The sequence below is a fragment of the Halorubrum sp. GN11_10-6_MGM genome (assembly GCF_005435165.1).
Lineage (GTDB): Archaea > Halobacteriota > Halobacteria > Halobacteriales > Haloferacaceae > Halorubrum.
The window spans coordinates 124,033-138,921 of sequence record NZ_SGUC01000003.1 but is presented as its reverse complement, the minus strand read 5'-3'; the positions used below and the strand labels follow the sequence as shown (position 1 = coordinate 138,921).

Below are 14,889 nucleotides of genomic sequence, written 5' to 3'. Positions count from 1 at the left end.
TGATCAGGCGGCCGCGATCGCGTCGGAGCGGACGACGCCGACCGCGGCGGCGATCTTCAGCGCCTCGGCCGGGAGGAACGCGACGGCGCCGACGGTGACCGCCTCGATCGGACCCAGCGAGAGGACGAGCGCGAGCCCGGCGACGCCGAACCCGTAGATGACGACGGTCCCGAAGACCATCGCCCCGACGAGCGTCGGCAGCCCGACGGCGTCGAGGTCGCGGAGCGTCGTGCCCCGGTGGACGACGGCGCCCACGACCGCTGCGGCGACCGGGTACGACCAGAGATAGCCGGCCGAATCGCCGACGAGCTGGGCGACGCCGGCCGACCCGCCCTGGAAGACGGGCGCGCCGAGCGCGCCGGCCGCGAGGTAGCAGACGAGCGACGCGCCGCCCCAGACCGGGCCGAGGAAGATCCCCGCGAGGAAGACGCCGAGCACCTGAAGCGTCACGTCGACGGGCGATACAGGGTTCGGGAACGTGACGTACGCGAACGCCCCGACGAGGGCCGCAAACAGCGCGGCGCGCGCGAGGTTCGTCGCCGCCTCGTCGCCGACGAGGTCGACGGACTCCGTGTTCGTTGCCATGTCTCCACCCAACTCGTAAACCCACTTTAGAATGCTGGTTTACGAGAGCCGCAGAGGACCGCCACAGGGGGGCGCTCGAGAGCGGCCAGACGCCGTTGTGCGGACGGAAATATTGAAGTTCTGTCACGCGGTCGTGACTGGTGGATGTGATTCCGTGACACGTTGCGCGTTCGAGACGTCCCTGCGGCGTGAGGGGGAGGACACGGGGAGCGCGCCGGAGGTGTGGTCGTGTCCGCGAGACGCCCGCGGGGACGCCGACCGCTGTCTGTTCCACCTCTCACCCGACGAGCGGTCGGAGCGGGGGGTCGACGACGAGACGGTGACCCGGGCGCTCCGGGAGGCGGCCGAGGCGACCGGGGCGGGCGAGAAGACGCTGATCGGCGCGCACCTCGGCACGATCGATTTCCGTCGAGAGCGCCTGAAAGCCGCCGATAACCGCGTCCTCGACCTCCGATACGCCACGATCGATCGGCTGGCGTGGAGCGACGCGACGGTCGAACAGCCGGTTGACCTCCGGCACGCCACGGTCGACGCGATCGACTGGTCGGAGGCCGCCTTCGGCGGCCGCGTCGACCTCCGGCACGCCACGGTCACCGGCGAGGCGTCGCTCGACGGGACCGCCTTCGAGACCGACGTCGCGTTCGCGGACGCCGCCTTCGAGGCGGGCGTCGCCGCCGACGAGGCCAGATTTCACGCGGACGCGACGTGGGAGGGCGTCGCGTTTCGTGACGACGCCTCGTTCGACGGGGCCGAGTTCCGCGGCGACGCGAACCTGATCGACGACGACGCCTGCTTCGAGCACGCGACGTTCGTCGGAGAGGCCTCCTTCCGGAAGGCGCGGTTCCGGTACGCGGACTTCGTCGACTGCGTCTTCGAGGGCAACGCCGACTTCGACGAGGTCACCTTCACCAGCGACGCCGAGTTCGCCGACGCCGCCTTCCGGGAGCGAGCGTCGTTCCGCGGCGCCACCTTCGAGGGCGACGCCGACGTCCTCGTCGACGACGCCGACTTCAGCGGGGCGACGTTCGCCGGCGACGCCATGTTCGAACACGCGACGTTCGGGTTCGCCAACTTCCGGAACGCCGCCTTCGCGGAGGTCGACTTCGAGGACGCGGCGTTCACCGACGACGCCGTGTTCGGCGACGTGACCGTCGACGGATCGGCGACGTTCACCGAGGTCCGGTTCCACGCCGACGTCGACCTCTCGGGCGCGTCCGTCGAGGGGTCGGTCGTCGCTCCGGGCGCCGAGTTCCGCGGCGGCGACAACACGGAAGACGAGGACGCGGCGTTCGACGGGGTCGCGGTCGGGAACCGGCTCGACCTCCGCGACGCGACGTTTCGAGGCGGGGTGTTCGACGGCCTCGACGTCGACGGAAACGCGCAGTTGACCGGGCTCCGGTTCGAACGCGACGCCTCCTTCGCGGGGGCCGACTTCGGCGGCCGCGTCGAGCTGGACGAGGCCCGCTTCGGCGGCGACACCGACTTCCGGGACGCGACGTTCGGCGAACACGTCTCCTGTCGCGGGGCGGCGTTCGAGGGGGAGGACAACGTCACCGACGACGACGCGGCGTTCGACGGGGCCGCCTTCGAGGCCGGCGGCGACTTCGAACACGCGCGGTTCCGAGAGGGGTCCTTCTCGGACGTCCGGTTCGACGGCCCCGCTGTCTTCGACGACGCCGTCTTCGAGCGGGACGCGACGTTCCGAGGCGTCGCCTTCGAGGACGCCTCGTTCGTCGAGGCGAGGTTCCGCGGCGACGCCGACTTCGAGTCGATGACCGCGAGCGAACGGGTGTCGTTCCGGGGCGCCGAGTTCCGCGGCGGCGACAACGTCGCGGACGACAACGTCTCGTTCGCCGACGCCGCGTTCGGCGGGCCGGCCGACTTCCTCGCCGCGCAGTTCGCGTCCACCGCCTTCGACGGGGCTCGATTCGAGGAGACCGCGCGGTTCGAGGAGACGCGGTTCGACGGGACCGCGTCGTTCGTGGGAACGGGGTTCGGGGACGACGTCTCCTTCGAGGACGCGACGCTTTGGCGCGTGGACGCCGCGGAGGCGACGTTCGACGACGCGGCCGCCTTCACCGGAACCGACGTCGCCGGCGAGGCGGCGTTCGACGACGCGACGTTCCGCGACCGCGCGGAGTTCGTCGAGGCGAGGTTCCACGACGACGCCTCCTTCGCCGGCACCGACTTCGAGGGGGCGGCGACGTTCGAGGGAGCGGAGTTCGACGGCGGCGACAACGTCCGCGACGACGACGTCACCTTCGAGGACGCGACGTTCGCGGAGCAGGTGACGTTCCACCGCGTCACGTTCGCTCACGCGGTCTTCGCCGGCGCGGCGTTCGAGGGGGACGCGTCGTTCGCCGAGGCGACGTTCACGGAGCGGGCCGTCTTCGACGACGCGGTCGTGACCGGCGACGTCGACGCCTCGTTCGTCCGGTTCGACGAGGCGGCGACCTTCGCGGACGCGGGCTTCGAGGGCGAGGTCGACATGACCGCGACGCACTTCGAACACGACGCGCGGTTCTGCGGCGCGACGTTCGCCGCGGGGGCGACGTTCACCGGCACGGAGTTCGTGGGCGGCGCGCACACCATCGACGACGCCGTCTTCTCGGGGGCGGTCTTCGGAGACACCGCCGACTTCGAACTCGCCGTGTTCCGGTTCGCGTCCTTCGAGAACGTCGCGTTCGAGGGTGACGCCGCGTTCCCGGACACGGAGTTCGACGGCGAGGCCGACTTCGAGGGCGCGACGTTCTCCACCGGCGCGAACTTCAAGCGGGCCGCGTTCCGACGGGCGGACTTCACCGGCGTCGCGGTCGACGGACTGGCGGCGTTCGACGAGGCGGAGTTCGAGAAGGAGGTTCGGTTCAGGGTCAGACCGGTCGGCGCGGAGGCGCTGGTCCGGCTCCCCCGTGCGGTGATCGGCGGCGGTCGGATCGAACAGCCTGCCGAGGGCAACGCGTTCTACGACTGTACCGACGCGCACGTCGGCGAGGTCGTCTTGGACGACAGTCGCTGCGAACACGGCCTGTTCGATCACTTCCGGTTCTGTCGGACGAGCTTCGACGGCTTCGATTTTACCGACCACAAAAGCCAGCTCGCACAGACGAACTGGGTCATCCACGAGTTCGCGCTCGAAGAGACCCCGGACGGCACCGACTACGCCACGCCCGGCCCGGCCACGCTGGAGAACACGTACCTGAAGGCGAAGAACTGCGCCAGCGACTTCGGCGACCGGAAGGCCGCCGCGGAGTTTTTCATCAAGGAGATGCTGTACCGCCGGAAGAAGAACCTAGCCGTCGCGCTCGACCGCGAGCGCGATGTCGCGCCGGCCGACCGCGTCCAAGCGTTCGGCCGGTGGCTCGGCAACAACGTGCTCCACCAGACCTGCGGGTACGGCGAGCGGCTCTGGCGGGTCGTGTACGTCTCGGCGGTCGCCGTCGTCTTCTGGGGAGTCCTCTACGCGCTCGTCGGCGAGGGGACCCGCGGTCAGAGCGAGCTGACCACCTCGGGACTCGACGGCGTGGCCCAGCTCGCAAGCGTCGAGGGCATGACGATTCTCGGGAAGAACCTCTACTTCAGCCTCGTCACGTTCACCACGCTCGGGTACGGCGACATCCAGCCGGTCGGCGCGACCGCGAGCATGCTCGCCGGGGTCGAGGCGTTCTTCGGCGCGATGCTCGTCGCGCTCGTCGTGTTCGTCCTCGGGCGGCGCGTCGCGTGGTGACCGACGGCGAAGCGAGTTCCTGAGACATGTTACGGAGACACAAATATAAAGTAGGGTGACAGTAGATGCCACACGTCAATGGCAGACGACGAACACGCGGCCGACACGTCCCTCGGCGGGATGGCCGACCGGGGGCAGGAACGATCCGTCTCGGAGGCCGAACCGGAAGAGGGGACGAAAAGCGTCGCGGAAGACTGGCTCGACGAGCACTTCGAGCCCGCGTTCTTCGAGCTCCGGTATCTGCTGTTAGTCCCGGTCCTCGTCTCGTTCGTCGGCTCGTTCGTGATGTTCTTCATGGGTACGTACAACACCTACAACGCGGTCACGGCGATCGTGGTCCGGGGCGACTTCGGGCAGACCGCGGTCATCCTCCCGATCATCAAGGCGCTCGACGCGTTCCTCATCGGCATCATCCTCGTGATCTTCTCGTTCGGCATCTACGACTTCTTCATCAGCGTGCTCGAACCCGCCGACCACGCCGGTGTCCGGCCGGACTGGTTCAAGTTCGACTCCACGGGCGAGCTCAAGAACAAGCTCATCGAGGTCGTCCTCGTCATCCTCTCGATCAAGTTCTTCGAACAGATCGTCGGGAACACGGACCAGCTGGACGAGCCGGTGTTGTACCTCGTCATCCCCGTCGGGGCGGCGATCCTCGCCGTCAGCCTCGGGTTCTTCAAATGGGCGACACACTAACCGAGTCGCGAGCCGTGACACCGAACGTGGAACGGAAGGCGACGCCGGCGCGGGGCCGTGACGGGACGCGGTCGCTCCGGGAGCGGCCGACGCCGAACAGACCGGCGGCGGCGCGACGTCCGAAGGGACCGCGGCGTCCGGAGGTGACGCGGTGACGGAGTCCTGCTCGTTCCGGTTCGACCCCGACGAGTGGTCGTCGACGCACGACCGACCGAGCCATCTGGCGGATTCGTGGTCGTGCCCCCGCGACGCTCACGGGGACGCCGACCGCTGTCTGTTCCACCTCTCGCCCGACGAACGTGCGGCACGCGGCGTCGACGGACGGGCGGTCGCCGAGGCGCTCGCGACGGTCGCTCGCGGCGAGGGCGAGCACGCGAAGCGGATAGTGGGAGCGGCGCTCGGCGACGTCGACTTAGAGCGCGTCGCGATCGACGCGGCCGACAACCATCCGCTCGACCTCCGGCACGCGACCGTCTCGGGCTCGTTCTCGCTGACCGCCGCCACCGTTCGGACGCCGATAGACCTCCGCGGCGCCCGGTTGGCCGCGGTCGACTGGGACGACGCGACCCTCGCCGGGGAGTGCGCGTTCGCCGACGCGGTGGTCGAGGGACCGTTCGACGTCGGCGGCGCGAACTTCGAAGACGACGTCGACTTCGAGGGCGTCCGCTTCCTCGGAGCGGTGACGGCGAGGGAGACTCGCTTTCACGCGGACACCTGCCTCCGGGACACCGTCTTCGAGTCGACCGCGGCGTTCGAGGGGGTAGAGTTCCGGGGCGACGCGAACCTCGTCGACGACGACGCCTGCTTCGAGCGGGCCGTCTTCGAAGCCGGTGTCTCATTCCGGAAGGGGCGGTTCCGGTACGCGGACTTCGTCGACTGCGTCTTCGAGGGCGACGCCGACTTCGACGAGGTCACCTTCACCGGCGACGCCGAGTTCGCCGACGCCGCCTTCCGAGAGCGAGCGTCGTTCCGCGGCGCCACCTTCGAGGGCGACGCCGACGTCCTCATCGACGACGCCGACTTCGAGGGGGCGACGTTCGGCGGCGTCGCGGCGTTCGACCACGCGACGTTCGGCGTCGGGACGTTCGCCGGGGCCGCGTTCGAGGCGGCGGCCCGCTTCGGCGACGTCGCCTTCGAGGACGACGCCGCCTTCACCGACGCCGACTTCGAGGCGGACGCGACGTTCACCGAGGCGCGCTTCCGGCGCGACGCCGACTTCTCCGGGGTCGACGCCGCCGCGGACCTCGCCTTCGTCGGCGCGGAGTTCGACGGCGGCGACAACGTCGAGGACGACGACCTCACGTTGGAGGGCGCGGCCGTGGCGGGCACGGCCGACTTCCGGAGCGTCCGCGCTCGGTTCGTGAACGCCGCGTCGCTGACCGTCGGGGCGGCGACGTTCGCCGACGCGGTCGTGAGCGGCGACGCCGTCTTCACCGGCGCCGAGTTCGGTCGCCTCACGCTGGACGAGTGCCGCTTCGGGGGCGACTCGAACTTCGCGGACGTCGACGTCGCCGGCGACTGCTCCGCGCGCGGGGTCGAGTTTCAGGGACGCGACAACGTCGACGACGACGACACGACGTTCCGGGACGCGGAGTTCGGCGGCGACGCGGACTTCTACGCCGCGGCGTTTCGCTACGCGGACTTCACCGGGGCGACCGTCGACGGAGACGCGACGTTCGCCTCGGCGGTGTTCGACGACGACGCGGTGTTCGACGGGGTGAGCGTCGGCGGCGCGGTCGCGTTCGACGAGGCCCGGTTCCGGGACGACGCCGCCTTTGGAGGCGCGGCGTTCGAGGGGCCGGCGTCGTTCGACGGGGCGGAGTTCGACGGCGGCGACCACGTCGAAGCCGACGACGTCACGTTCCGAGGGGCCTCCTTCGGCGCCGAGGCCTCCTTCGAGCGGGCGCAGTTTCGCTACGCCGGGTTCACCCGGGTCGACTTCGCCGCGGCCGCCTGCTTCCACGAGTCGAGATTCGGCCGACCGGCGGTGTTCACCGGCGGGCGCTTCCGCGGGGAGACGACGTTCGAGGAGGCTCGCTTCCGCGACGACGCGGCGTTCGACGGAACGGTCTTCGAGGGCCCGGCGTCGTTCGACGGGGCGGAGTTCGACGGCGGCGACAACGTCGAGGACGACGACGTCACCTTCGAGGGCGCGACGTTCGAGGCGACCGTGCGCTTCGAACACGTCGAGTTCGAATACGCGAACTTCCGATCGCTTCGGGTCGACGGCGACGCGACGTTCCGGGAGAGCACGTTCCGCGACCTGTCGTCGTTCGCCGACGGGACCTTCGGCGGCGCGGCCGCGTTCGCGGAGGTCACCTTCGAGGACGATACGCGCTTCGCCGACTGCTCGGTGGGGGGTGACGCCTCCTTCTTCGGCGTGGAGTTCGAGGGCGGCGCGAGCGAGGAGGAAGACGCGTCGTTCGCCCGGGCCGCGTTCGGCGGGAGCGTCGACTTCCGGGAGACGGAGTGCGACGACCTCGGGCTCGCGGCCGCGACGGTCGACGGCTCGGCCACGTTCACCGGCGCCGAGTTCGGGCGGATAGCGGCGGACGAGGCGACGTTCCGCGGACCGGCCGACCTCTCGTACACGCGGTACGACGACCGGTCCAGCTTCGTCGAGACGACCTTCGAGGACGAGGCGACGCTGGACGAGGTCAGGTTCGGCAGCGACGTCAGCTTCGCGAGCGCCGACTTCGACGCCGGCGCCTCGTTCCGCGGCGCGGAGTTCGTCGGCGGCGCGCACACCATCGACGACGCCGACTTCGAGGCGGCGCGGTTCGGCGACACCGCCGACTTCAAGCTCGCCGAGTTCCGGTACGCCGACTTCAGCGGCGTCGAGTTCGACGACACCGCGATCTTCGTCGAGGCGGTCTTCAGTGACTCGGCGCTGTTCCAGCGGACGGAGTTCGCGTCGTCGGCGCTGTTCTCGCGGACCGCGTTCGAGGCCGGCGCGGAGTTCTCCAGCGCGGCGTTCGGCGACACCGCGCACTTCGACGAGGTCGAGTTCGACGCGGACAGCACGTTCGCGGACGCCCGCTTCGACGACGACGCGACGTTCGTCGCCTCGGAGTTCCACGGGAGTCGGAACCGGCACGACGACGACGCGAGCTTCGAGAGCGCGACGTTCGCCGGCGACGCCGACTTCGACGGGGTGTCGTTCCGGTACGCCAACTTCGCGAAGACGACGTTCGGCGACGGCGGGTCGTTCGCGGGGGCGATCTTCTCGGAGGCGGTCCGGTTCCGCCCGAGACCGATCGAGACGGTCGGCGGGAGCGAGTCGACGGAGTCCGAGGCCGGCGGCTCGGCGACCGCCGGGGACGCGGCCGGGCCGGCGGAGACGCTCGTCGACCTCACGGACGCGACGGTCGCCGGGGGGACACTCGGCCAACCGGAGACGGGGAGCGTCTTCTACGACTGTACCGAAAGCGAGATCGGTCGGGTCACGTTCGACGACGCGCACTGCGACCGGGAGCTGTTCGACTACTTCCGGCTCTGCAACACGGATTTCGACGGGTTCGATTTCACCTCGCACAAGGCGCACCTCGCCGAGAACGACTGGGTCATCCACGAGTTCGGCGCCGAGCGAACGGCGGACGGCGACGGAGCGGTGACGAACCCGGCCACGCTGGAGAACACGTACCTGAAGGCGAAGAACTGCGCCAGCGACTTCGGCGACCGGAAGGCCGCCGCGGAGTTTTTCATCAAGGAGATGCTGTACCGCCGGAAGAAGAACGGGTACATCGCGGTCGGGCGGAGCGTCGGGTCGATGGCCGACGTGTCGCCGCGCACTCGTCTCAACGCCGTCGGTAAGTGGATCGGTAACACCATCCTGTACCAGACGTGCGGATACGGCGAACGGCTCTGGCGGGTGATGTACGTCTCGCTCGCGGCCATCTTCGCGTGGGGACTCGTGTACACGCTGATGCCGACCGGCGTCGACGGGGGCGGCGCGCGGACCCTCGAAAGCGCCACGCAGCTTCTGACGCCGGAGGGAATCGCCGTTCTCGGTCGCAACGTATACTTCAGCACGGCGACGTTCATCACGCTCGAATACGTCAACGGCGCGCCGGGCGGGTCGACGGCGCGGTGGCTGGCGAGCCTCGAGGCGTTCACCGGCGCGCTGCTGATCGCGCTCGTCGTGTTCGTCCTCGGCCGACGGGTCGCGTGGTGAGACGGCGCGCGTGGTGAGACGGCGGCCGGCCGTCCGAACGACGCGTTTTTACTCGGATGTCGTCGATATGCTCTCGGTAATACCATGAGAGCATATCAGCAGCGGACCCGAGACGGACCGGCCCGCGCGAACCGCGTCCGCGGAACGGGGTGGTGACGCCGTGCCCAAGATAAGCGTCGAGATCCCGGCGGAACTGCTCGCCGACCTCGACGAACACGTCGGCGACGACGGGAAGTTCGTGAACCGCAGCGACGCGGTGCGCGCGTCGATCCGGAAGAACCTCGACCTGCTCGACGAGATCGACGCCCGCCACGACCGACTCGACGACGACCGCCCGTCGACCGCGGTCGGATCGGGAGAGGGGACCGATGAGTAGTCGAACCGCGGGCCGCCGAGACGGACCGTTCCGAACCGATCCGCTGGACCGGTCCGCCGTCGGTGCGGTGGCGCTGATCACGCTGTTCACCGTCGCGCTCGCGACCGCACAGCTCACGGCCGCGAAGGTACTCGCGCTGCCGCTCCCGGTCGCGCTGCCCGTGGTCGGCCCAGAGATCCTGCTGCCGGGCGCCGCGCTCGCGTACGCGCTCACGTTCCTGGCGTCCGACTGCTACGCGGAGCTGTACGGCCGGCGGGCGACGCAGGTCGTCGTCAACGTCGCGTTCCTCGCGAACTTCCTCGTGCTGGCGCTGGTGTGGTCGACGCTCGCGGCGCCCGGGGTGGACCCCGAGGTGTCGGCCGCCTTCCAGACGGCGCTCGGACCGGCGGCGAACATCGTCGCGGGCAGCCTGCTGGCGTACGTCGTCAGCCAGAACTGGGACGTGTTCGTCTTCCACGCGATCCGCGACCGGACGGGCGAGGGGAAGCTGTGGCTCCGCAACATCGGTTCGACCGCAACGAGTCAGGCGGTAGACACCGTCATCTTCGTCGGCGTCGCCTTCTACGCCGCGCCGCTCGTGCTCGGCGTCGGGCCGGTGTTCGACCCGCCCGCGCTACTCGCGCTCGGACTCGGCCAGTACCTGCTCAAACTCGCGATCGCCCTCCTCGACACGCCGGTCGTCTACCTCGTCGTCGGCGCGGTCCGGAACTGACCGGAGCGCCCGCGCCCGACCCGGTTCGTTCCGTCCCTCCCGCCGCTCAGGCGACCGCCAGCGCCCGCGCCGCGCGGTCGGGGAGATCGGCCCGAACCCGCTCGAAGGCGTCGCCGGCGTCGCGCGTGACGAACAGTCCGCGGTTCGAGAGCGCCCAGACCTCCCCGGCGGAGCGACCGGACGCCAACACCGCTCGGTACGTGCCCTCGCCGGTCGGGAAGCCGCGGTCGTCGAGGCGCTCGAACGCGCCGGGGTCGCTCGCCGCCCTCGTCTCCGCCTCCTCTTCCCGCGCCTCCTTCGACCCCTCCTCGCCGCGACGGTAACGGTACAGGTGCGCCTCGCCGCGGCGGTGGGCGGCCGTCGCGCTCGCGGCCGCGCTGACGAGCGCCGTGTCCGGGTCGCCGGGATCGACCGCGAGCCCCCAGACGTAGCCGTGGTCGAGGCCGTCGTCGCGGACGCGCCACGAGTCGCCGCGGTCGTCGCTCTCGGCGAAGCCGTCGCCGGCGGCGGCGTAGGCGCGATCGGGGGCGTCCGGGTGCGTCGCCATCGCGTGGGTGTCGCGACGGGACCCCGGCGGGCGGTCCGTCCACGTCTCACCGCCGTCGGCCGTCACGACGAGCGCGCCCGCCTCGATGCCGAGGAGCCACCGCTCCGGGTCGGCCGGACAGGGCTCGATCCACCGCACGTGGTGGGTGTCCGGCCGCGGCGGGAACGACCACTCCGACGCCGAGGGGAGGTCGGTCAGGCCGCCGACGCGCTCGGCCGTCTCGCCCCCGTCCGCGGAGCGATAGACGCGCGAGGGCTCCGTCCCGATCCAGACGACCGCGGGGTCGTGCGCGCTCGTCGCGACCGCGGTCACCGCCTCCGGGCCGGACCCCTCGGGACCGAGCGTCGTCGCGGCCGCGCGGGCGAACCGTTCGCCGCCGTCGACCGAGCGGAACAGCCCCGCGTCGAACGTCCCCGCGAGGACGCGCGGAGCCCCGTCTCCGGGTCCGCCCGCGCCGTCGCCGCCCCCCTCGACGCGCGCGACCGAGAGGCACTCGACCCGCTGGCCGGAGAGACGCGTCTCGACGGCCCCCGTTTCAGGGTCGACGATGCGGAGTCCGTCGTCGTACGCCGCGTAGATGCGCATAGGCCGACGTTCGGCGAGGAGAGTCAAAAGCGTACGCCGGCCTCTCGACCGAGACGGTCGCGCGCCGCCGCGTCGGCGCGCGAGGGGTTCCACGAGCGCAAGAGACTTATCGCCCGCACCCGTGCCAACAGTACGCATGGATCTTCGCGTTCAGGGGGACGTTCCCCCCGACCCGTTTCTCGGCGCCGCGGACCTCTTCGAGACCGAGCGCTCCGTGGAGGCGCCGGTCCGCGTCGTGGTCCGCGAGGACCCCGACGAGCGGACCTGGGCCGGCCACTACGACGACCACCACGTCCTCAACGTCTCGCGGCGGGCCGCCACGAGCGCGATGGCGCGCGAGCTGGCGGTCCACGAGCTCGCGCACATGGCGCGGTACGAGGAGGGCCACCCCTCGCACCTCCAGTCGACGGAGGAGGCGTTATACCTCGGGCTCTCCGGCGAAAAGGTCGAGCGCCGCAAGCTCGCGCACTGCTACCAGATCGCGAACCACATGAAGGACATCTACGCCGACGACATCACGCTCTCGGTGGCGCCCGCGGACAAGCTCCTCGGCTTCCTGGAGTCGACGCTGGCGGCCGCCGTCGCGGACCGTCCCGACGTGTCGCGGACCGGCTCGCCGCCGGTGACGGCGGGCGCCGACCCCGAGATCACGGCCGTCAACGCCGCGTTCGCGCTCGCGTTAGTCGAGCGCCACGACATCGCCGGCCCCGACCACCGCATCTACGACCTCGCGCGCGCGGCCGGCAGCGACACCGACGCCGTCGACGTCGACGCGTTCAAAAACAGATTCCTCGACCTCGGCCACGACCCCTCGGAGAGCGACTACCGCAAGGCGCTCGTGGCGGCCGCCCGCGCCTACGCGGTTTAAAAGTCGGAGCGGGTCTACTCCGCGTCGTTTCTGGCCGCCTCGCCCTCGGCGTTCGCTCCGGAGGCGTCGCCCCCGTCCGTCGAGTCGGCGGCCTCGACCGGGGCGCTGGCGTCGTCCGCCGGGCCGGCGGCGCCGTCGAGGACGGTCACGCGGGCGGACATGATGCGGGTGTTGTCCACGCGCTCGATGCGGATCCGGACGCCGTCGAACTCGATCTCCTCGCCCTCCTCGACGAGCCGGCCCGCGCGGTTGAACACGAAGCCGGCGAGCGTCTCGAACTCCTCGCCCTCGGGGAGTTCGATCCCAAGGATCTCGTTCACCTCGTCGATGTTGACCTGCCCCTGAACCACCGCGACGTCGTCGTCGACGAACTCGACGGGCGCGGACTCGTCGCCTTCGAGGATCTCGCCGACGATCTCTTCCGCCATGTCCTCCAGCGTGATGATCCCCTCGGTGGTGCCGAACTCGTCGATGACGGTGACCATCTGGAGGCGGTTCTCCTGCATCTCCGCGAGCAGCTCGTCGGCGTTCTTCGACTCGGGGACGTGGAGCGTGGGTTTGACGACCCGCTCTAAGGAGGGCGTCCCCTCGGAGTAGCGCAGTTCGCGGACCAAATCGCGCACCGTGACGACGCCGACGATGTTGTCGAGGTTCCCCTCGTAGACGGGGACGCGCTCGTGGTCGGCCTGAATACACGTCTCGATCGCCTCCTCGACGGTGTCCTCCTTCGCGACCGCGGTGACGTCGAGCCGCGGCGTCATCACCTCCTTGGCGATGGTGTTGTTGAACCGGAAGATGCGGTCGAGCATCTCGCGCTCCTCCTCGTCGATGACGCCCTCGCGCTCGCCCGTCTCGATGATGTCCTGGATCTCGTCGCGGGTGACGTACGACGACTCGATCGCCGAGCGCCCGCCGGTGACCTTGTTGACGACCCGGGTCAGGTAGTCGAACAGGACGACGAGCGGCAGGAGGACGTACTCGGAGAGCTTCAGCGGGCGGGCGATGCGGAGCGCCCACGACTCGGTGTTCTCGACGGCGTAGGACTTCGGCGCGCTCTCGCCGAACAGCAGGACGAGCGCCGTGATCCCGAAGGTGGCGACCGTGACGGCCTGCCCCTGTCCGAGGCCGAGGTAGACGAGCAGCCCGGTGGAGATCGACGACATCGCGATGTTGACGATGTTGTTGCCGACGAGGATTGTGATAAGGAGGCGGTGGGGGTCCGTCTTCAGCGCCTTCACCGTCTCCGAGCCCGGGACCCCGTCCTCGACGAGGCTGTCGATGCGGTGTTGCGGCAGCGAGAACATCGCGATCTCCGACGAGGAGAAGAAGGCCGACAGCGCGATCAACACGAGTATCGTGAGCGCGCCGAGCCCGGCGACGACGGTGTCGCCGGGCGGCTGTATCTGGAGGAGACCGGCCGTCAGCGTGCTCGACCACAAGCCCATATTCGTTTGCCTTCTGTCGGCCCACGATTAAAGGGTTCCCTTCGCTGAGCCCCGTCGACGAGGGGCGGGATGCCGTCGAGGGCGCGGCGTCCCGACGCGGCTGCCACCGAAGACGAGGCCGCCCTCGACGTGCGTGCCGCCGCCGACACGATTACCCGTCTCGCGAGCGAATCGCGGGACATGAGTGAGCCACAGATCACCCTGTACCGGCTTCAGGCGTGCCCGTACTGCGAGCGCGTGGTCCGGACGCTGAACGAGCTCGACGTGGAGTACCGCTCCCGGTACGTCGAGCCGATGCACTCCGAGCGCAACGTCGTCAAGCGCGTCTCCGGCGCCCGGAGCGTCCCGGCGATCGTCGACCGCGAGACGGGCGTGACGATGTCCGAGAGCGCGAACATCGTCGAGTACCTCGAGGGGACGTACGGCGACGCGGCGACCGATGGGGGCCGCGCAACCGACGACGCGGCGACCGACGGGGGCCGCGCAACCGACGACGCGGCGACCGACGGCGGTCGCGCGGTCGACGCGGAGGGGGGTGCCTGAGATGGTCGACTTCGACGTCGTCTCCCTGCCCGAGACGGAGCACGTCGCCGAGGGCGAGGTCGCGCCCGACTTCACCCGCCCGCTCGTGAACGAGGAGTACTGGGAGGATCGCGCGCTCGACGACGTGGTCGACGGCCCGACGCTCCTGCTGTTCCACCCCATGGACGGCACCTTCCAGGGGACGTACCTCTACAACACGGTCGACGACCACGGGTGGAGCGACGACGTCGACGTCCTCGGCCTCTCGATCTCGACGCCGTACGCGCACAAGCGCCTGCTCGCCGAGCGCGGCGACGGCGTCCGGATCTTCTCCGACCCGGGCGCGGACGTGGTCGAGGAGTACGGCCTCGCGCACGACGTCGACGGGATGACCGGAATCACGGAGAGCCGGCCGGCCGTCTTCCTCCTCGACGCCGACCGGACGGTCGAGTACGCGTGGGTCGCGAGCGAACATCCCGAGTTCCCGGACGCCGAGGCGATCGGCGACGCGGTCGCGGAGCTCGTCGACTGACGCCGCCCCGCTCCGCGGCTGTCGCGACGGCTCCGTCGCCCGACGCGTGCCGGCCGACACGCACCGGCCGGCGCGGCGGCCGCACCCACTCGTCATCCTTTTTCAGCTCGGCGCCGAACGGACGCG

The 14,889-nt window shown here is 70.4% G+C and carries 10 protein-coding genes and 1 pseudogene; 8 read left to right on the top strand and 3 right to left on the bottom strand.

What is annotated here, in order from left to right; genetic code table 11:
* Positions 1-3: 3 nt before the first annotated feature.
* Positions 4-585 (bottom strand): biotin transporter BioY, encoded by a 582-nt coding sequence (locus tag EXE46_RS02885; protein WP_137686988.1) that lies wholly within the window; start codon positions 583-585, stop codon positions 4-6.
* A gap of 154 nt (positions 586-739) precedes the next feature.
* Here EXE46_RS02885 and EXE46_RS02880 point away from each other — a divergent pair, with 154 nt between their 5' ends.
* The 5 genes from EXE46_RS02880 to EXE46_RS02860 all read left to right on the top strand — a co-directional run bounded on the left by EXE46_RS02880 (position 740) and on the right by EXE46_RS02860 (position 10,264).
* A complete protein-coding gene (locus EXE46_RS02880) occupies positions 740-4,309 on the top strand; it encodes a pentapeptide repeat-containing protein (RefSeq protein ID WP_158413922.1) in 3,570 nt (1,189 codons plus the stop codon).
* Between the two features lie 78 nt (positions 4,310-4,387).
* Positions 4,388-5,002 carry a YqhA family protein gene (locus EXE46_RS02875; protein ID WP_137686986.1) on the top strand — a complete coding sequence of 205 codons (615 nt, stop codon included), beginning with the start codon at positions 4,388-4,390 and terminating at the stop codon, positions 5,000-5,002.
* 151 nt (positions 5,003-5,153) lie between these two features.
* Positions 5,154-9,176, top strand: a complete 4,023-nt coding sequence (locus tag EXE46_RS02870; RefSeq protein ID WP_137686985.1) for a pentapeptide repeat-containing protein — start codon at positions 5,154-5,156, stop codon at positions 9,174-9,176.
* 160 nt (positions 9,177-9,336) lie between these two features.
* Positions 9,337-9,552, top strand: coding sequence for a type II toxin-antitoxin system ParD family antitoxin (locus EXE46_RS02865; protein WP_137686984.1), 216 nt, complete (start codon positions 9,337-9,339; stop codon positions 9,550-9,552).
* The gene (locus EXE46_RS02860) at positions 9,545-10,264 is read left to right on the top strand and encodes a queuosine precursor transporter (protein ID WP_137686983.1); all 720 of its coding nucleotides are present in this window, start codon (positions 9,545-9,547) and stop codon (positions 10,262-10,264) included. Before EXE46_RS02865 ends, EXE46_RS02860 begins: the two co-directional genes overlap by 8 nt.
* A gap of 46 nt (positions 10,265-10,310) precedes the next feature.
* Here EXE46_RS02860 and EXE46_RS02855 read toward each other — a convergent pair whose 3' ends face one another.
* On the bottom strand, positions 10,311-11,396 hold the full coding sequence (locus EXE46_RS02855; RefSeq protein ID WP_137686982.1) for a hypothetical protein: 1,086 nt from the start codon (positions 11,394-11,396) through the stop codon (positions 10,311-10,313).
* Positions 11,397-11,532: 136 nt separating this feature from the next.
* Between EXE46_RS02855 and EXE46_RS02850 the strand changes: the two genes are divergently transcribed.
* Positions 11,533-12,264, top strand: a complete 732-nt coding sequence (locus EXE46_RS02850) for a DUF5781 family protein (protein WP_137686981.1) — start codon at positions 11,533-11,535, stop codon at positions 12,262-12,264.
* Between the two features lie 14 nt (positions 12,265-12,278).
* Here the strand turns inward: EXE46_RS02850 and EXE46_RS02845 are convergent, their stop codons facing one another.
* Positions 12,279-13,709 carry a hemolysin family protein gene (locus tag EXE46_RS02845; protein ID WP_137686980.1) on the bottom strand — a complete coding sequence of 477 codons (1,431 nt, stop codon included), beginning with the start codon at positions 13,707-13,709 and terminating at the stop codon, positions 12,279-12,281.
* 180 nt (positions 13,710-13,889) lie between these two features.
* Here EXE46_RS02845 and EXE46_RS02840 point away from each other — a divergent pair.
* Positions 13,890-14,138, top strand: a pseudogene (locus EXE46_RS02840) (glutaredoxin family protein); the annotation flags it as partial.
* A gap of 115 nt (positions 14,139-14,253) precedes the next feature.
* Entirely contained in the window at positions 14,254-14,763 is a 510-nt protein-coding gene (locus EXE46_RS02835) for a redoxin domain-containing protein (RefSeq protein WP_137686979.1), read from the top strand.
* The last annotated feature ends 126 nt before the right edge of the window (positions 14,764-14,889 follow it).